The organism is Bacillus sp. 0909A (genome assembly GCF_036765115.1).
Taxonomy (GTDB): domain Bacteria; phylum Bacillota; class Bacilli; order Bacillales; family Bacillaceae; genus Bacillus; species Bacillus mojavensis.
The window spans coordinates 807,699-826,918 of sequence record NZ_JBAIZU010000003.1 but is presented as its reverse complement, the minus strand read 5'-3'; the positions used below and the strand labels follow the sequence as shown (position 1 = coordinate 826,918).

At 44.4% G+C, this 19,220-nt stretch carries 16 protein-coding genes and 2 pseudogenes; 6 read left to right on the top strand and 12 right to left on the bottom strand.

All coding sequences use genetic code 11. From position 1 onward, the window contains the following. Positions 1-28 precede the first annotated feature (28 nt). Positions 29-580, bottom strand: a complete 552-nt coding sequence (locus V6D42_RS14325; RefSeq protein WP_442893231.1) for a Pathogenicity island protein — start codon at positions 578-580, stop codon at positions 29-31. 247 nt (positions 581-827) lie between these two features. Continuing rightward, on the bottom strand, positions 828-1,538 hold the full coding sequence (locus tag V6D42_RS14320; RefSeq protein WP_333513652.1) for a GntR family transcriptional regulator: 711 nt from the start codon (positions 1,536-1,538) through the stop codon (positions 828-830). A gap of 157 nt (positions 1,539-1,695) precedes the next feature. Between V6D42_RS14320 and V6D42_RS14315 the strand changes: the two genes are divergently transcribed. Both V6D42_RS14315 and bglA read left to right on the top strand, forming a co-directional pair. Next, a complete protein-coding gene (locus tag V6D42_RS14315) occupies positions 1,696-3,564 on the top strand; it encodes a beta-glucoside-specific PTS transporter subunit IIABC (RefSeq protein ID WP_333513651.1) in 1,869 nt (622 codons plus the stop codon). A gap of 13 nt (positions 3,565-3,577) precedes the next feature. Next, complete coding sequence (gene bglA / locus V6D42_RS14310; protein ID WP_333513650.1) at positions 3,578-5,017, top strand: 6-phospho-beta-glucosidase BglA; 1,440 nt, start codon at positions 3,578-3,580, stop codon at positions 5,015-5,017. Positions 5,018-5,123: 106 nt separating this feature from the next. On the opposite strand, the gene ahpF is transcribed toward bglA, so the two are convergent. The 6 genes from ahpF to gntR all read right to left on the bottom strand — a co-directional run bounded on the left by ahpF (position 5,124) and on the right by gntR (position 12,596). Then, positions 5,124-6,653 carry an alkyl hydroperoxide reductase subunit F gene (gene ahpF / locus V6D42_RS14305; protein ID WP_333513649.1) on the bottom strand — a complete coding sequence of 510 codons (1,530 nt, stop codon included), beginning with the start codon at positions 6,651-6,653 and terminating at the stop codon, positions 5,124-5,126. Positions 6,654-6,666: 13 nt separating this feature from the next. Continuing rightward, positions 6,667-7,230 (bottom strand): alkyl hydroperoxide reductase subunit C, encoded by a 564-nt coding sequence (gene ahpC, locus V6D42_RS14300; RefSeq protein WP_010332567.1) that lies wholly within the window; start codon positions 7,228-7,230, stop codon positions 6,667-6,669. Positions 7,231-7,519: 289 nt separating this feature from the next. Next, positions 7,520-8,932, bottom strand: coding sequence for a decarboxylating NADP(+)-dependent phosphogluconate dehydrogenase (gene gnd / locus V6D42_RS14295; protein ID WP_333513648.1), 1,413 nt, complete (start codon positions 8,930-8,932; stop codon positions 7,520-7,522). Positions 8,933-8,955: 23 nt separating this feature from the next. After that, positions 8,956-10,302 (bottom strand): gluconate permease GntP, encoded by a 1,347-nt coding sequence (gene gntP / locus V6D42_RS14290; protein ID WP_168749245.1) that lies wholly within the window; start codon positions 10,300-10,302, stop codon positions 8,956-8,958. Between the two features lie 28 nt (positions 10,303-10,330). Further along, entirely contained in the window at positions 10,331-11,872 is a 1,542-nt protein-coding gene (gene gntK / locus V6D42_RS14285) for a gluconokinase (RefSeq protein ID WP_333513647.1), read from the bottom strand. After that, complete coding sequence (gene gntR / locus V6D42_RS14280; RefSeq protein WP_010332563.1) at positions 11,865-12,596, bottom strand: gluconate operon transcriptional repressor GntR; 732 nt, start codon at positions 12,594-12,596, stop codon at positions 11,865-11,867. The genes gntK and gntR overlap by 8 nt, the downstream gene beginning before the upstream one ends. 193 nt (positions 12,597-12,789) lie before the next feature. On the opposite strand from gntR, the gene V6D42_RS14275 reads away from it, so the two are divergent. Continuing rightward, positions 12,790-13,938: a glycerate kinase gene (locus V6D42_RS14275; RefSeq protein WP_333513646.1), complete on the top strand. Its 1,149-nt coding sequence runs from the start codon at positions 12,790-12,792 to the stop codon at positions 13,936-13,938. A gap of 87 nt (positions 13,939-14,025) precedes the next feature. Then, positions 14,026-15,057: a polysaccharide pyruvyl transferase family protein gene (locus V6D42_RS14270; protein WP_333513645.1), complete on the top strand. Its 1,032-nt coding sequence runs from the start codon at positions 14,026-14,028 to the stop codon at positions 15,055-15,057. Positions 15,058-15,155: 98 nt separating this feature from the next. Here V6D42_RS14270 and V6D42_RS14265 read toward each other — a convergent pair whose 3' ends face one another. Together V6D42_RS14265 and V6D42_RS14260 are read right to left on the bottom strand one after the other, a co-directional pair. Then, complete coding sequence (locus V6D42_RS14265; protein WP_333513644.1) at positions 15,156-15,566, bottom strand: hypothetical protein; 411 nt, start codon at positions 15,564-15,566, stop codon at positions 15,156-15,158. A gap of 14 nt (positions 15,567-15,580) precedes the next feature. Continuing rightward, complete coding sequence (locus tag V6D42_RS14260; protein ID WP_333513643.1) at positions 15,581-17,041, bottom strand: lipase; 1,461 nt, start codon at positions 17,039-17,041, stop codon at positions 15,581-15,583. Between the two features lie 60 nt (positions 17,042-17,101). Here V6D42_RS14260 and V6D42_RS14255 point away from each other — a divergent pair, with 60 nt between their 5' ends. Beyond that, positions 17,102-17,620, top strand: a complete 519-nt coding sequence (locus V6D42_RS14255) for a DUF1433 domain-containing protein (protein ID WP_010332558.1) — start codon at positions 17,102-17,104, stop codon at positions 17,618-17,620. A 78-nt stretch (positions 17,621-17,698) separates the two neighbouring features. Here V6D42_RS14255 and V6D42_RS20360 read toward each other — a convergent pair. Then, a pseudogene (locus V6D42_RS20360) lies at positions 17,699-17,815 on the bottom strand (LrgB family protein); the annotation flags it as partial. Here V6D42_RS20360 and V6D42_RS14250 point away from each other — a divergent pair. Then, a pseudogene (locus V6D42_RS14250) lies at positions 17,794-18,042 on the top strand (MarR family winged helix-turn-helix transcriptional regulator); the annotation flags it as partial. The pseudogenes V6D42_RS20360 and V6D42_RS14250 overlap by 22 nt on opposite strands. A 65-nt stretch (positions 18,043-18,107) precedes the next feature. Here V6D42_RS14250 and V6D42_RS14245 read toward each other — a convergent pair. After that, a complete protein-coding gene (locus V6D42_RS14245; RefSeq protein WP_333513642.1) occupies positions 18,108-19,178 on the bottom strand; it encodes an SDR family oxidoreductase in 1,071 nt (356 codons plus the stop codon). Positions 19,179-19,220: the final 42 nt, after the last annotated feature.

The window sequence follows — 19,220 nt, the reverse complement described above, 5'->3', positions numbered from 1 at the left end:
TTAATAAAAATGAGGGAGTGATCCCCTTTTAAAAGCAAGATGCAGCAGCCCCTGTCATTGCACCGCCAACAGCGCCAGTAATTGCACCAACGGCACCAGCACCTACAGTTCCAATGCCGGGTATCGTGACTGTTCCTACAGCAGCACCAGCAAGACCCAGAGTACCTCCACCAGTTATCGCACCGCCGCCAGTACCTAGAATACATTTTCCAACCGATTGGGTACTGACTGTACCGCTGGTTTGTCCAGATTCATGGCTTACTAGTTTGACCAGAACGCCATGATCAATTTTTTCGTATTGTAGTGTAACAGGATCACCATTTTTGTCAGTTGAGCTATTAGGGAGAACTTGCTCTTTTCCCACTACGTGATCTTTTAGTGTAGCATTTCCATCAGCGTCAATATGAACATCTGCATGATCGAACGTCATCTTCAGCACACTATCATTGAGGTTTTCAACTTTATATGTAGCTTGGGATTCTGCGGCATCTGCAAAGTTAGGCAAAACCGGGAGGGCTAAGGCACCTACTAGGAATACTAAGGCTGCCAGTTTTACTTTGGTTAGCTTTATTATGTGCATAATTATCCTCCTCCTTTGGTTGCCATACTAACAGAGACGTTTCGCCTGTTAAACCCTTTATTAAGAAATGACTGAAACTTCATTATATCGAACTACCCATATTTGCATTTCCCCTTCAAAAGTTATAGATAATTGAAAGAGACTTTTCATTCTAATATCTCACTAATCTTTTTCTAGTTACGAAAACCAAATTTTTTCTATTGAAATATTAGTAAAAGAGCTTCGTGGTTGTTAAAGTAAAACAGTTTCACAACAAAAAACTATTCGCCTGCACCACAAACTGCGACTGCTCATAATTATACGATATCTTCGAGAAATCAAACGGCTGCCCATTTGTCAGATGAAAAATACTTTCTATATAAAGCTTGGGCAGTCCAGCCTCCAGCCCCAAGTATTCCGCTTCTTCCTCATTAAGCTGACCCACGTGCAGAAACAAATCAGAAAAGCCAATCTTCAGTCCCAATCCTTCCCGGATGTAATGAAAGATTGAGTGAGACACAATTTCCTTGTTCAAGTACGTCACGATGGATTTGTTGTAATAGGATTCTTCGTAGCATAGGGTTTCGCCGTTGATGTAGCGGACCCTTTTGACAAAGTAGATGTCTTCATCTTGTCCGATATTGAGGTTTTCTGCCGCTTCCGGTGTCGGCTTTCTCACGTCCAGCTCAATGACTTTTGAGGTGACGTTGAAATCTTCGAGATCCTTTTTAAATCCTTGATTCGACAGGAGGCTGATGTAGCCTTTTCGTTTATGCTTTCTGACGAAGATGCCGCTTCCTCTGAGCTGAAAGATCGCGCCTTTTTGTTCTAGTAGATCCAGAGACTTTGTGATTGTGCTTTTGCTGACCTCAAACTGGGCCATGAGGGTTTCTAGCACTGGCAGCTTATCTCCCTGTTTCAGCTCGTGTTCTTCTATATAGTTTTCGATTTCCGCTGCGATTTGCTGGTACTTTAACATACGCATTCCTCATTCATTCGTTTAGTTTCACTTGTCAAAATTATAGCATAAACCGCTTACAGAAATGATAAAGGTATAAATACTTTGTTAGAGTATTGATAAATTATACCGGTACAATTATAATGAAAGCGTAACCAAAACAAAGGGGTGGGTGAAAATGTCGGGGAAAGTGAGAGATTATACGAGACTAGCAAAAGACATTTTGGAGGCGGTAGGCGGGGAAGAGAATGTGATAGGGGCTTCTCGCTGCGCAACCAGGCTTCGCTTGGTGCTGAAGCGGTCTAACCCTAAAGCGAAGGATATTGTAAAGTCGATGCCTGGCGTCATTACGGTTGTAGAGAACAGCGGTCAATTCCAGATTGTCATTGGACAGCATGTAGGGGACGTTTTCGAAGCGTTTTCTAAGCTGGTCAATATTGATCTTTCCGGCGAACAGAGCGAGAATAAAGGAACGATGTTGAACCGGATTATTGCGACGATGTCAGCTGTGTTTGCGCCGTTTGTGTACATTCTGGCCGCTGCTGGTATTTTGCAAGGGGCATTAATTATCATTAACTTATTGTTTTCTGGTTTTGAGAAAACAGGAGTTTATCAGGTTTTCAGTTTCATATCTTGGGCGCCGTTTACGTTTTTGCCTATTTTTATCGCGATTACGGCATCAAAGCATTTTAAAACCAACATGTATATAGCTGTGGCGTGCTGTGCCGCGTTAGTCAGCCCGACATGGGCGGAGATGGCCGCTCAAATCGCCGACGGCAAAAGCATTTCCTTCTTAGGGATTGCTTTATCGCAAACGACATATACGTCTTCCGTGCTTCCACCATTATTTTTAGTGTGGATGTTGTCTTATCTTGAACGATTCTTGAATAAGAGAATGAACGAAGTGATCAGACCGTTATTTGTTCCTTTCCTATGTATGGTCATTATGGTGCCAGTAACAATTGTCCTCATTGGCCCTGTGACAACATTAGGCGCAAATGGAATTGCAAACGGTTACAACTTCTTGGCGGAAAACGTGCCGGCTTTGGCTGGAGCCATCATCGGCGCATTCTGGCAGGTCATCGTGATCTTTGGCGTACATTGGGGCATTACGCCTATGGTATTGGCGAACTATGATCTATACGGACGGGATTCATTCCAGGCGTATCAAACGATCGCGGTGGTTGCACAGGTTGGCGCAGTGCTTGGCGTCATCTTAAAGGCGAGAAATAAGGAAACGAGAAAAGTCAGTGTGTCAGCTGGGATAACCGGTTTGTTTGGCATTACTGAGCCGGCGATCTACGGTGTGACCTTGAGATTTAAGAAGCCGTTTATCTTTGGCTGTATTTCCGGTGCGGTTGGTGCCATCACGGCCAGTTTCTTTAATCCGTATTACTTTGCGTATGCCGGACTTCCGGGTCCTCTGACGATCGTGAATGGCATCAATGAACAATTCCCGACGTCCATCTGGGGTATTTTAATCGGTGCTGCGATTGCGGTGATTCTTCCTGTTGTGCTGATTCAGATCTTTGGCTATGGTGAAGATACAGCTGCACAGCCGGAAAAGGAAAGTCTTCAAACGGCACAGGCAAATGAAGAAACCGTATATGCTCCGTTTAGCGGCAAGGTCATTCCGCTTTCTAAGGTGCCTGATGAGGTATTCAGCTCAGGTGCCATGGGTCAAGGCTTGGCGATCGAGCCATCCGATAATAAGCTCTATGCTCCGTTTGACGGAACCGTCGTTATGGTCGCGCCTACAAAGCATGCGATCGGTCTGCGTTCAACCTCTGGTGTTGAGTTGCTTGTGCACATCGGGCTGGATACAGTGACGTTAGACGGAACTCCTTTTGCCTTAAAGGTGAAAGAGGGAGATATAATTAGAAAAGGCGAGGTGCTTGCCGAATTTGATAAAGCACTCATTGAACAGAAAGGGTTAACAACGATTACCCCAGTCATCATCACGAATTCACATGCGTATCAGGAGATTCTCATCGAGGATCTTGAAGTAAGTGCGTTAGACCAAAAATTATTTACAGTCGTAAGCTAGGGAGGAATATAAGATGGAAAAAATGCCGAAGGATTTCTTATGGGGCGGCGCTTTAGCTGCCCATCAATTTGAAGGAGGATGGAATCAGGGCGGTAAAGGGCCAAGTGTCGTCGATGTGATGACAGCGGGTGCGCACGGCGTACCGAGAAAAATCACGGAGTCCATTGAAGAGAACGAATTTTATCCGAACCATGAAGCCATTGATTTTTATCACAGATACAAGGAAGATATCGCTTTGTTTGCGGAAATGGGATTAAAATGCTTGCGGACGTCCATCGGCTGGAGCCGGATTTTCCCGAAAGGCGATGAGGCTGAACCGAACGAAGAAGGCTTGCAGTTCTACGATAATGTATTTGATGAATTGCTGAAGCATGGAATCGAGCCGGTGATTACCCTGTCTCATTTTGAACTGCCGCTTCATCTGGCAAGAGAATACGGCGGCTTCAGAAATCGAAAAGTCGTAGACTTTTTCGTCAAATTCGCTGAGGTTTGCTTCAACCGATATAAAGATAAAGTGAAGTACTGGATGACATTCAATGAGATCAATAACCAGATGGATGTGAACAATCCTCTGTTCCTATGGACGAACTCAGGAGTTGTGGTCGGAGAAAATGAAAATGCCAAGGAAGTCATGTACCAAACGGCGCACCATGAGTTACTTGCAAGCGCATTGGCAGTGGCAAAAGGAAAAGAAATCAACCCTGAGTTCCAAATTGGGGCTATGGTGTCACACGTGCCGATTTATCCTTACTCCTCTAATCCGGAAGATGTGATGCTTGCTGAAGAAGAAATGAGAAAGCGTTATTTCTTCCCGGATGTGCAGGTTCGCGGTTATTACCCAAAGTATGCGTTAAAAGAGTTTGAAAGAGAAGGATACAATATCACGTTCGAAGATGGCGATGACGAGATTTTGAGAAATGGGACGGTCGATTATTTGGGCTTCAGTTATTATATGTCGACTACTGTGAAAAGCGATGTCGAAAATGACAATACGGGCGATATCGTCAACGGCGGATTACCGAATGGTGTAGAAAATCCGTACATCACATCGAGTGACTGGGGCTGGGCAATTGATCCAACTGGGCTGAGATATACGTTAAACCGTTTTTATGATCGATACCAAATTCCGTTATTCATCGTTGAAAACGGCTTTGGGGCGGTCGATACGCTTGAAGAGGACGGCACCATCCATGATCCGGAACGTATTCAATATTTGAAATCACATATTGAAGCACTGGAAAAAGCGGTCACTTATGACGGTGTAGATTTAATCGGCTACACGCCGTGGGGCATTATTGATATCGTCTCCTTTACAACAGGCGAAATGAAAAAACGCTACGGCATGATCTATGTTGATCGTGACAACGAAGGAAATGGATCCATGAAGCGGTATAAGAAGGATTCATTTGAGTGGTACAAAAACGTCATTCAAACGAATGGTGAGGAATTATAAAGCAGATGGCCCGAATCGAGCACTTAACTTAAGTGCCTGGTTCGGGTTTTTGATGTGCAAAAAAAGCCGCTATACTGCAGCTCGAGCAGCATAGCGGCTTTTCATATTAGTTACGGATAAGGTAATCAAACGCGCCTAAAGCGGCAGTTGCTCCTGATCCCATTGAAATAATGATTTGGTTGTAAGGACCGTCTGTGCAGTCGCCGGCAGCAAATAAGCCTGGTACGCTTGTTGCGCCGTGTTTGTCGACAATGATTTCGCCGATGCGGTTGCGTTCAACGGTTTCGTCTAACCATTCCGTGTTTGGCACGAGACCAATTTGGACGAATACACCTTGAAGTTCAACGTGTTTTTCTTCGCCTGTTTCGCGGTCTACATATGTGATGCCGTTAACACTCTGATCACCTGTGATTTCTTTTGTTTGTGCGTTTTTCACGACAGTAACGTTTGGCAGGCTGTAGAGACGTTTTTGCAAGACTTCGTCTGCCTTCAGTTCCGGCGCGAACTCTAGCACAGTGACGTGATTGACGATACCTGCAAGATCAATCGCTGCTTCGATACCAGAGTTTCCGCCGCCGATAACGGCTACGTCTTTGCCTTCAAACAATGGGCCATCACAGTGCGGGCAGTATGCGACACCTTTGTTTTTGAACTCTTGTTCACCAGGTACGTTGACATTGCGCCAGCGGGCACCTGTTGAAAGGATGACTGTTTTACTTTTCAGGACAGCACCGTTTTCGAGTTCAAGTTCGAACAGATCTTTTTTCTCAAGTCGTTTTGCGCGCTGAAGGTTCATGACATCAATATCATATTCCTTCACGTGCTCTTCAAGACTTGCAGCAAGCTTCGGTCCTTCAGTTGCTTTTACGCTGATGAAGTTTTCGATGCTCAGTGTGTCGAGAACCTGTCCGCCGAAGCGTTCAGCGACAACACCTGTGCGGATTCCTTTACGTGCCGTATAAATGGCTGCACTTGCGCCGGCAGGTCCGCCGCCGACAACAAGAACGTCGTAAGGATCTTTGTCAGCAAACTCAGATGCATCTGCGCCGCTGCCCATTTTCGCAAGAATCTCTTCGAGGGTCATACGGCCGCTTCCGAAGGATTCGCCGTTTAGGTAAACCGTTGGCACTGCCATGATGTTTTTGCTTTCAACTTCTGCTTTGTATGCCGCACCGTCAATCATGGTGTGAGTGATGTTCGGGTTCAGCACGCTCATCATGTTTAAGGCTTGTACAACATCAGGACAGTTGTGGCATGTCAGGCTGATATAAGATTCAAAGTGGTATTCACCGCTGATCTTCTTCACCTGATCAATGACTTTTTGATCTACCTTAGGCGGTCTGCCGCTCACTTGCAGCAATGCCAACACTAAAGAAGTGAATTCGTGTCCTAGAGGAATACCGGCGAAAGTGACGCCAGTGTCTTCTCCGACGCGGTTCACACTGAAGCTTGGCGTTCTGTTCAATTCAGCTTTTTCAACAGTGATTTTAGATGACATGGAAGCCAGCTCATCAACGAGAGCCAGCATGTCCTTAGAAGTGTCATCTTCACCTGCACTCACTTTGAGAACAATGTCGTTCTCAATTAGCTGCATGTATTGATTTAATTGTGCTTTGATATTTGGATCAAGTACCAATTGAATGCACTCCTTAGATTTTACCTACTAGATCAAGGCTAGGTGTAAGAGTTTCGCCGCCTTCTTCCCATTTAGCCGGGCAAACTTCACCTGGATTTTGACGAACGTATTGTGCTGCTTTTACTTTGCTGATCAGGTTGCTTGCGTCACGGCCGATACCGCCTGCATTGATTTCAACAGTTTGGATCACGCCATCTGGATCGATAATGAATGTTCCGCGGTCAGCAAGACCAGTTTCTTCGTCAAGCACATCGAAGTTGCGAGAGATCGTTTGAGATGGATCACCGATCATTGCGTAAGTGATTTTGCCGATTTTTTCAGAGCTGTCATGCCAGCCTTTGTGTACGAAGTGAGTATCTGTAGAGATAGAGTACACTTCAACACCTAATTCTTTAAGTGCAGCGTATTGGTTTTGAAGATCTTCAAGCTCAGTTGGGCATACGAAAGAGAAATCTGCTGGGTAGAAGCAGAATACGCTCCATTGACCTTTTAGAGATTCGTTTGTTACATCGATGAATTCACCGTTTTTGAATGCTTTTGCTTCGAATGGTTGTACTTCTTTACCGATTAAAGACATAATGTTATTCCTCCTAAAAATGGTTTAGAAAGCAATAGTGCTTTCAATAATAATTCTAATTATATATGAATTATTAATTAATATATATTTTTTGTCAAGACAAAACCCCTTAATTATTTTCTCTTTTTCCTCTCATCGTGAAGGAAAGTGCTGGTGTGATCAGCATAAATTGCACTTTGACACATATTAAATTTTATATGTTTGATTCTCAATTAGTTGTGATATGTGAGTTTATCCTATAAAAAAAGCTGGCAGCTGGTATAAAAGCTCCAGCTGTCAGCCTTAACTATTAGTTTGATTCAGACCAATTGGTATGGAAAACGCCATCCATATCTGTCCGCTCGTACGTATGGGCGCCGAAATAATCGCGCTGCGCCTGTAATAGGTTGGCGTTGGAACGCCCTGTACGGTAGCCGTCGTAGTAAGAGAGCGCGGTGCTTAAGCATGGGAACGCGCTGCCGGCGCTGATTCCCTCGCAAACAACTTTTCGCATGCCTGTCTGATAGGCTTTCATTTTTTCTGAAAAATAAGGTGCAATCAGCAGGTTTGAGAGATCAGGCTGCTCTTGGAATGCCTCGCTGATGACATTTAGGAAATCCGCGCGGATGATGCAGCCGCCGCGGAAAATCAAAGCGATGTCTTTCAGCGGCAGGTTCCATCCGTAAAGCTCAGATGACATTTTATATTGAGCAAAGCCTTGTGCGTAGGCGCATACTTTTCCCATGTATAAGGCTTGTCTGACGTATTCAATCCAGAGGTCCTTATCGTAATGTTTTTCCTCTGTTTCCGGACCGGCTAACAATGGTTCAGCCGCCATACGTTCTTCTTTTAAGGACGACAGGTAGCGGGCGAACAAGGACTCGGTGATAATAGCGGATGGAATGCCGTTATCAATGGCTTGCATGCTTGTCCATTTTCCTGTGCCTTTCTGGCCGGTTTTATCAAGAATGACATCGATCAACGGCTGACCTGTATGTTCGTCCTTTTTCCGTAAAATCACCGCTGTAATCTCTATTAAATAGCTTTTCAGCTCACCTTGATTCCACGTTTCAAAGATGCTGGCAATTTCTTCGAGCGGCAGACGAAGCGTTTCTCTAAGAAATGTATAGGCTTCTGCAATCAGCTGCATATCTGCATACTCAATGCCGTTGTGCACCATTTTTGTAAAGTGCCCTGCCCCTTTTGGCCCGATGTAGACACAGCAGGGGTCTTCTCCGACTTGCGCTGCGATTTTGGTCAGGATCGGAGCGGCTTTTTCATAGACGTCTCGATCTCCGCCGGGCATGATGGAAGGTCCTTGTAATGCGCCGACTTCCCCGCCGGAAATGCCGATTCCCAAGTAGCCGATTCCTTTTTCCTTCAGCTCGTCATATCTTCTTTCTGTGTCTTCGTAGTGGGAGTTGCCTCCGTCCATAATGACGTCTCCTTCTTCAAGCAAAGGCATTAACGAATGGATGACGGAATCGACCGGTTTTCCCGCTGTGACCATCAGAAAGATTTTTCTAGGTGTTTCTAGTGATTGAACAAAATCTTGAAGCTCGTAGTACGGGCTTAGCGATTGTCCATCCAGCTTTTTCACAAGCTGGTCCGTTAAATCTCTGGTGTAATTATAGACGGCGACTTTTTCGCCTTTATTTGCCATGTTTAAGGCGATATTGCTTCCCATTACGCCTAAGCCTATGACACCAATTGTATTGAACATGTATTACATCTCCTTCATTAATTTCATACAACTAAACTTAACAATAATATAAATCCTAGTCCAGCAACGGAGATAATTGTTTCCAGCAAGGTCCATGTGGAAAATGTTTCTTTCATGCTTAATCCAAAATATTCTTTGAACATCCAGAAGCCGGCATCGTTGACGTGTGAAGCGATGACGCTTCCCGCGCCAGTTGCGAGCACCACTAATGCAAGGTTGGCATCGGACTGTCCCAGCAATGGAATGACGAGCCCCGTCGTGCTTAATGCGGCAACGGTTGCTGATCCTAAGGAGATGCGCAGGATCGCTGCAATGAGCCATGCCAGCAGAATCGGTGATAATGCCGTTTCTTTGAATAAATCTGCTACGTAGTCGCCGACACCGCCATTGATTAACACTTGTTTAAAGGCGCCGCCTCCCCCGATGATCAACAGCATCATGCCAATTTGCGAGATGGCTGTAGAACAAGAGTCCATGACGGTTTTGATTGGAATGTTGCGTGCGATTCCCATTGTGTAAACAGCAACGAGCAGTGAGATGATCATGGCAGTCGATGCATTTCCGATTAAACGGATGAAAGCCAGGAAACTGTTATCCGCAAATCCTATTGTTTCTTGAAGCAAATCAATGATGGTAGCGATCGACATGATGATAATCGGAAGCATTGCTGTAAATACACTGATTCCAAAGCCTGGTGTTTCTTCAAGCTTGAATGTTTTTTGTGTGCCAAGTGACGAAATATTTCCGTTTTTCGCAAATGATGCAGGAACGATTTTTTTCGCCAACTTTGTAAATATTGGCCCTGCAATCAGAACTGTCGGAACAGCAACAATGAAGCCGTACAGCAGCACTTCACCGATGTTTGCGCCGTATTCCCCGGCAATCGCTGTCGGTCCCGGGTGCGGCGGCAGGAACCCGTGTGTGACGGATAATGCTGCGACCATCGGTATACCGAGATATAAAATAGAAATCTTCAATTCTCTTGAAATCGCAAAGACAATCGGGATTAATAGAACCAATCCTACCTCAAAGAACAACGCGATTCCGATAATAAATGAAGCAATCACAACAGCCCACTGTATATTTTTCTCGCCGAATTTGTTGACGAGCGTCATTGCTATACGCTGTGCGCCGCCTGAATCAGCAATCAGCTTGCCCAGCATCGCACCGAGTCCGAAGATGAGTGCGATGTGGCCAAGTGTCCCCCCTATACCTTCTTCAATAGAACTGACAACTTTATCAAACGGCATCCCAAGTGCCAGTGCCACGCCGAATGATACGATCAGTAATGAGATAAATGTGTTTAATTTTAAGCCCATAATCAAAATCAGTAAAGCTAGGATCCCAAGTGCAACAATGATTAACGGCATGGTAATGCCCTCCCCTTCATGTCATGTGCTATTTGTGTGTAATTAGGCTTCTTTGATAATTTGCAATTTGGGTATATTGATTTTCTAATGATCTTGATAGATTAATGAAAATCGGCATTAATGTTCTATATTCTTTGGCTGAGTCTTCAATTGGCGTATGTCTGTACGTGCTGCCGACCATGTCGGACACGGCATCGAACGAATCGATTGTCCCTGTCGCATACAGGCCTAAAATGCAGGCGCCGAGACATGAACTTTCATAGCTTTCCGGAACGACAACCTCTGATTCAAAGATATCCGACATCATTTGCCGCCAAACCTCTGATCTTGCAAAGCCGCCAGTCGCTTGAATTCGGGTGACTGGTCCGTCCATGCATTCTGTTAGCGCCAGGAACACAGTGTACAGGTTGTATATGACCCCTTCTAATGCTGCACGTATCATATGTTCTTTTTTATGTGACATGGTCAGGCCGAAAAATGAGCCGCGTACATCCGAGTTCCATAACGGAGCGCGTTCCCCGGCGAGATACGGATGGAACAGCAGGCCGTCAGAACCCGGTCTGACGCGTTCAGCAATCTTCGTCAGCACGTCATAAGGGTCAATTCCCAGTCTTGTCGCTGTTTCAATTTCTGATGAAGCAAATTCATCTCTGATCCAGCGAAGAACGATGCCCCCATTGTTCACCGGACCGCCGATGACCCAATGCTTGTCCGTTAACGCGTAGCAGAAAATTCTCCCCTTTTCGTCGGTTTGCGGCTGGTCGATAATGGTTCGGATAGCGCCGCTCGTACCGATCGTAACGGCGATTTCTCCTTTTTTAATGGCATTCACACCGAGATTGGACAGTACGCCGTCGCTTGCGCCGATGACAAAAGGTGTGTCCGGATTGATTCCCATCTGTATCGCTAATTTCGGGCTGCAGTGCTGAAAAATCTCGGTTGTCGGCACGAGTTTGGATAAGTGATCCGGCGTAATGCCTGCGATCGTCAGTGCTTCCTCGTCCCAATTCAAGCTTTTCAGGTTCATCATCCCTGTCGCTGATGCCAATGAGTAATCGATTACATACTCATTGAATAGCTGTTTAAAAATGTACTCTTTGATGCCGATATATTTTTTGGCTTTAGAAGCAATTTCTTTTCGTTCGTTTGTGATCCATGTAATTTTGCTTAACGGTGACATCGGATGAATGGGTGTTCCTGTTCGTTTGTAAACCTCATGCCCATTGAGCTCATCTTTAATCTTATGCGCCCAGCCTTCGCTTCGGTTGTCTGCCCACGTGATGCATGGCGTCAGCGGCTGATCATTTTCGTCCATGGCAATGACGCTGTGCATGGCGCTGCTGAAGGAAATAAATGCGATTTGTTTTTCCGGGTGCTGTTTCGTGATTTTTGCAGTTGTATGGATGACAGCCTGAAAAATCTCTTCCGGATTTTGTTCAGCTGTTGAGATGTCCGGTGTATGGAGCGGGTAGCCGATGCTTTCTTTCTGTACCACGTCTCCGTTTTCAGTGAATAATACAGCTTTTGTGCTGGTCGTACCGATATCGATTCCTAACATATAACTAGTCATTTTGGTGTTCAGCTCCTTTTGCCAGCATTTGTTGTGAGAGCCAGAGGTCCTCTACTTTTTCTTGCACATCGTCAAAATTCTGGTGCAGAGACTGAACCATCAGCGCCCTGTCCTTTGTTTTGATCGCTTGAATATATAGCTCATGGTTGTCCAGAATCCTTGAGAAATCTTCGTACTTTTCCTTTAACCGTACCCGCATTGATAAAAGAATAAAGCTTTCCATTACGGGTTTTAGATTGTTCCAGATCATCTGAATGTATGAGTGATCAATGGCGCGGATAATCGTTTCATGGAATAACACATCCTGAAATGAAAACTCGTCCGCGTCCTCGTATTTGATGGAGACTTTCATGATTTCTAGAATCTTGCTGAGATCTTTGACTAAAGGCTCAACGTCGATTTTGACAAGCCGTTCAAAGACAAACGTTTCTAATAATAAACGCACGTCATATATTTCTGCGATTTCCTTTTCAGTTAACCCAATCACAACCGCTCCCATTCGTTCTAAACGAATGATTTTTTCGGAAGCCAGTATTTTTAACGCTTCGCGAACCGGCGAACGGCTTACTGAAAACTCAGCCGCGATTGTATTTTCTGATAGAATGGTACCGCTTTCAATCATGCCTGAAATAATTCGCATTCTCAGCTCGCATGCAACGCGAACGCCGGTTGACGCTTTTGAAAGCCATTTTGCGGGATATAACAGGTCCTTGGAGTCTAGCATACGCTCACCTTCTTCACTAAGGAGTATACTTGTATACAAGTATGATAACGTGAATGTTTTATTAATGCAAACACTTTCATTTCTAATTTTTAATAAAATTTTTCCTGAAAAATTGGTATATATCGCCAAAAGTAATTATGGTAAATTGAAGAAAAGACACTGTGAATCATCACTTTTTGAAAGAGGCGATTGGATGAAAATCATTATTGCACCAGATTCTTTTAAGGAAAGCTTATCAGCGTTGGAGGCGGCTCACGCCATAGAAAGAGGCTTCAAAACAGTTTTCCCGAATGCTGAATATCGGAAGCTGCCGATGGCGGACGGCGGTGAGGGAACGGTACAGTCATTAATCGATGCCACAGGCGGAATCATAAAAGAGCAGATGGTTACGGGTCCGCTGGGGGAACCGGTAAAAGCGTTTTTTGGCGTAATGGGAGACGGAAAAACGGCTGTGATTGAGATGGCTGCCGCATCGGGATTGCACCTTGTGCCCGCAGAGAAGAGAAATCCGTTTGCCACATCTACTAGAGGAACGGGAGAATTAATCGGAGCCGCTCTTGATGCGGGTGCAGAGCAATTGATCATCGGGATCGGCGGAAGCGCCACAAACGATGGCGGAGCCGGGATGGTTCAGGCGCTGGGCGGGAGGCTTCTTGATGAATCAGGCCATGAAATTGGCCCAGGAGGCGGCGCGCTTTCTCAGCTTTCTTCAATAGATATGGCAGGACTTGATCCCAGATTACGAAATGTAAAAATCGAAGTCGCCTGCGACGTGGACAACCCGTTAACAGGGCCAAGAGGGGCTTCCGCGGTTTTCGGTCCTCAAAAAGGCGCCACGCCTGACATGGTGCGTATCCTTGACCAGAACCTGTCCCGCTTTGCGGATGTGACAGAGAAAACGCTTGAAACAAGCTTCAGGGAAACAGAGGGCGCCGGTGCAGCAGGCGGTCTCGGATGGAGTCTTCTTGCTTTTCTCCGTGCTGATTTGAAGAGAGGCATTGACATCGTCCTCGATGCGGTCCAGTTTGAAAGCGAGGTTCAGGATGCAGATCTTGTGATTACCGGCGAAGGACGGATTGACAGCCAGACAGTTTACGGGAAGACGCCGATTGGCGTGGCCAAAGCGGCTAAGGCATACGATGTGCCTGTTATTGGACTTGCGGGATCCGTTTCGCGAGACAGTGATGCGGTCTATGCACACGGGATGGATGCCCTTTTTAGCATCGTGCCGGGAGCCGTGCCCCTTGCAGACGCACTTGGGCATGCAGCCGAGAATATGGAAAGAACGGCAAGAAACATTGCGGCATCCTTAAAACTGGCGAAAACGATGTATCTGATATAAAGCCGGTCAAGCACATGCCCGTGCATATTCACCCTCCTTTCTGGGTACAGACAGGTAACAAGCACAACCTAGAAGGAGGACGCAGACATGACTGTACAAGAAATCAAAGGCAAAAAACTAGGTAAAGGCATCGCGCCGAATGTGAAACCCGAAGCCTTATTAAATGATAAACGAAAAGTATTTTTGTTTGGTTCCCCGAGTTACACAAACATCGGAGACCAAGCGATTGCGTATGCGGAAGAGAAATTTATTAAAAATCATTTTCCGTACTATGAATATATTGAAATTATGGACTACGCGACGGACGAAGGCATTGAATTGGTGAAGGAGATCATCCGTGAAGACGATATTGTCTGCTTTACCGGTGGAGGAAATCTGGGCAATCTTTATCTCGATATTGAGGAGGACAGAAGGAAGGTCTTTGCAGCGTTTAAAGACTATAAATCCATTTCTCTTCCTCAATCCGTCTATTTTGAAGATACAGAGGACGGAAACAAAGAAAAGAAAAAAACACAGGATGCGTACCATCAAAATCCACATTTAACGATTGCCGCGCGGGAGACGCAGACGCTCGATGTTGTGAAAGAAACCTTCAATTCAAATGTGATCTTTACACCGGATATGGTGCTGTCTTTGGATATCGTACCGAAAGAGCTTGAACGGGACGGCGTTCTTTTTATTTTAAGAGCGGATAAGGAGAAGGTAACCGATGAAGATTTTATTTCACACATGATGAAATGGGCAGAAAAAACAACCTATGCGGAGCGTACAGACACGGTGCTTGATACGGTCGATATGATTGATTACGAGGATCGGGAAAAGCATTTTATGGAGATGCTCGACCGCATTGGTTCCAGTCAATTGGTTGTGACAGATCGCCTTCACGCTATGATCTTCTCGATTATCACAAAAACGCCATGCCTCGTCTTTGGAAATAGCTACGGCAAAGCTAAACATTCATACCGGGATTGGCTTGAAAGCTTAAACTTCATTGAATACACAGATAAAAATGATATTGAGGAATTAGAGCAAATGATTGACCGCCTGCTTCGAGCAGAGCCGAATGATGTTGATTTGTCTAAGGATTTTCAGCCGCTGGTTGATTTCTTTAGATCGTAATGGGAAAAGCAGACTGGGAACAGTCTGCTTTTTTCTGTGCTGCGCCACTTTGTCGGAGATAATATCTTCTTTATTTTAAGCGATATGGACTCTCTACCTTATAAGCCAATGGAATTGATTACACTCGAAACATCGGAATGAACTTTATCAAATGAAAGGTGATCTTTCATTTTATCAGTGACACTATCTATTGCTTTTCCAGACATATGATGGTTGAGGATTTCTCGTTTTGTCTTTATAGCCTGCTCGGCATCAGTAATGTTTTCAAGGATCGAAGACAAATTCTTACGGTCTTCCTGAAATGCATAGCTTAATTGTTTTTTGATTGAATTCATCAACGCCAATTTTTGTTCTTGTCTCTTCTTCTCTTTGAACGCCGCCAATTGTTCAGGTGTCATTTCAGAGGTATTTACATCAGCATGTGAAAAAATTGAAGTGCTTGAATGCTGACTCGTCATTCTTTGCATAAAACGGTCAGTGTCTGTTGGTTTCTTATTCATAAAATCCATGTATCTTTCTCTCCTTATGAAATCCCCATTCGACTGGCCGCTGCCAGATCTGCATCATGATACGCATGTCCCATATGTCCGAGATCATCTGCAATCATCTGTAGAAAGTGTTGCAGATTGAGCGCTGCATCTACTGCCTGATCATATGTTTCTTTTGAGTAAAAAAGGTGGTGCGGTTTGTTCATTTTGATCTTATTGATCAGATCATCGACATCGGAAACTGATAATTCATCATAGGCGCCAAAACCAACCATTCGTGCATGCATATTCCTGACATCCTCAATTGAATCCTTTACTTTGTCATCAATTCTTTCAATCTGGCGTATAATCTTAGACCATTCTGATTCAGCGATATGTTTTAACTGGGTGCTTGTATTCATTAATACATGTGATTTGATAAGAATCGAAACACCTGTATTGGCCTTCACATTCGTTGATTTCATTTGCTTAAGCATCGCTAATGCAAAGTCAGGGTTGTTCTTTAAAACATCATCCACAGTTTGGGCAGAGCCATCTGAATGGAAGCTGTATCGATCCAAGCCGTGACTTCCCATCAAGGCTTCAGCAAATAGTGTAATATCAAGAGATTGATTGCCATAATGTTTGAGTCCAAGGCCCAGCATTTTCACTTCATCAGGGAGGCTATTATTCTGTACACCATTCGGCAAAGCTTCGTCATACATCACTTTCACTTTGCCTACCTCAGCAGCATCCCGATTCAGCAAGGATAATCCATCATTTAAATTAATATATTCTGTTAAACGGCTGCGAAACTCTCCCTTTAACGCTCGGGCTTTTACATCCTCAGGCAGGTTTTCATATATGTTAGGATTCTCGAAAGTGACACCGCGTTCTATAAAGTCATTCATCACTACGACATAGCCTGCATTAGAACCGCCTAATGAATGACCCGTTACTTGAATGTCAGCATTTTTAAAATTTTGATGTATTGTTTTTGCATATTGATCTGCCTGAATGGCCTGATTATCTGTTCCATCATCAAACGGCTTTTTGCCAACTAGATAACTAGTATCCATGTGAAGCCAATCCTGCAAAATCTCATTTGAATATTCACGAAGCCCTTTTGCTGAATCATAAAAGGAACCATCTTCATCTTCAGGAATGTTGATTCCTTTTTTCTCTACTTCTTTAATAAGCTGTTCCCGCTCATCACGATATTGTTTTATTGTATCTTGGAATTGGCCGGGGCTGATGGGTTCTGATCCACGGTATGCGATGATGGCGTTTTGGATTTTTTCTTTGTCTTTTCCATGGTTGGAAATTTTGTAATCTTTTTCGGATACTAAAGTAAGGGCATCAAGCCCTTTTTTCGTTTTTTTATGATCAACTACATATAACTTTTGTCCATTACTTATCTCAATGTTAGTACCAATACGATAGTTTCTAAGATTATATGCAGCACTTGATGCTTTATTATAATCTTCGTCTGTAAGTGAATTCTTTTTTCTAGACATAACTTCACTCTCCAAAAACTTGTATATATTGTATAATAAATTAAAAAAGGATGAAATACCATGTCATTTGTAAAAAAAATACTTATAATAGGTACGATCGTATTGATTGTTGTATTAGGTATTTCTTACGGAATAGTAAAAAAAATGAATATATCAGATCGAACAACAGAAGAGACTGGAGGTAAACAGACAGTGAAAAAAGAAGAAAAAAGCGATAAAGAAAAAGCAGAAGAATATGTAGAAAAGATGAAACCAAAAATTAAAGAACATCTAAAGGAGGAAGATATTCATAATTTTATTAAAAAAATTACTTTCGAGGATAAAGTTGAAATAAACCCAATGGGAAGAATAATAGTAAATGGATATATAAATGACAATCCAGATAAGTTTTACTTCTCAGCAGATTTAATTTATGATTCCAATAAAGTGGACGGAATGAGTTACCCTGAGGATGTAGGTAATCGTTTTACAGATTGGAGCGAATACACCAAGAAAGAAAAAGAAGAATACATCAAAACCGCTTACCCCGATAAAAAAGAGCGTGAACAATATTTAAGAGATATCGGAGAACTAAAATAAACAGGCCAAAATGCCTGTTTACTTTCGCCGATTCGTATCCCAAAAAAGACTGCCCTCCTCCGGGGCAGTCTTTCTTTATTAAATATGAAACAGCCAGATGACAAGCGGTCCGAAAAATGAGCCGAGAACCGCATAGAGTGTCATGGAGACAGAACTCATGGATACGGCTAGTTCTCCATATTCAAATGCTTTTGAGACAAGCTGCAGCTTTAGAAGCCAAGGAGCTCATCTATCGTTTTACCGATCCTTCCGATAGAAGAGTCAGTCTGTTTACTATTACAAAACTCGGCAAACAAGCATTAAAGGCAGATCAGCAGATGCGCCTAGAACGTTATGAACAGATGCTGAAAGAGTGGTCAATACATGAAAAAGAGATGTTTGGCGAACTTCTGCAGCGTATGAACAAGGCCTTTGTCGATTAACATCAAAAAACCCATGCATGTTAAATCTGCATGGGTTTTTATGTGTGCAATCAAATGGGAAGCTCTTATTTGGTGCGTTTAACGGCAGCCCAGACACAAGCAAGCCCGACAGCCGCAGCCGCAGTTACCGCCGGGCGCTTTGTGGCCTTTACATAATAGCTTCTTGACCGAAGCCACCCTTTATTTGTCCCCCTGTCATGCATGCCGTAGCCCGCATGGTAAAGCGCGCTTTCTTCACGCGGTTTGGACGGTCTTTCCGCATGCTGGCTGTAGTACATGATTTTTTCCATCAGTCTGTCGGTCAGCTGGGGAAAGAGTGCACCCAGCATGGCGATGGCTTTTGCCTGCGAGCCGATGTACATGTCGCGTTTCGGATGTTCAGCGGCAAACAGGATGGCTTCGGCTGCAGCTTCCGGCGGATAGATCATAGAGCGGTAATGAGCCGGCTGTTTGTCCAGGTAGCTTCTGGCGTGTTCGTTGTAGGGTGTGTCGATTCTGCCTGGATGGATGAGTGTGACCGAGACGGGTGCCTGTTCTTTTTCAAGCTCCATTCGGATGCTTTCTGTCCATCCGTGAAGCGCGAATTTTGCAGACGCGTAGGTGGATTGAATGACGGTTCCTCTGTCGCCGAACAGGCTTCCTACATTGATGAGAGCACCCGGACCGCCTCTGCTTGTAAAGTGTTTGACGGCTGCCCTTGTTCCATAGACTGGACCCCAGAAATTGGTGTCAAACACGCGCTTCATGTCTTCGGTGGTCACATCCATGGCGTGTCCGAAAACCGAAACAGCAGCGTTGTTAACCCATGTGTCAAAGCGGCCGAATGTGCTGATCGCGGTTTCTGCAATGCGGTTGACGTCTTCTTCTTTTCCCACATCCGCTTTTACATAGATGGCTTCGTGCCCTTTTTTCTTTACTTCATCAACGAGCTCCTGAAGGGCATCTTCATTTCGGGCTGCTGCGACGACTTTTGCTCCTTTTTCGGCTGCCATTCTCGCGGTGACGAGGCCGATTCCGCTTGTAGCACCGGTAATGACGATGACTTGATCCTTTACTTTTTTCAGTTTGAGCTTCGTTTTCGGATTTTGCTGTTTTTCAAGCTGTTCAGTATTGGTGACCGTATCATCATTTGTCATTGAGAATCCCCTCCTAGACATGTTTGTCTACATTTACCCCAT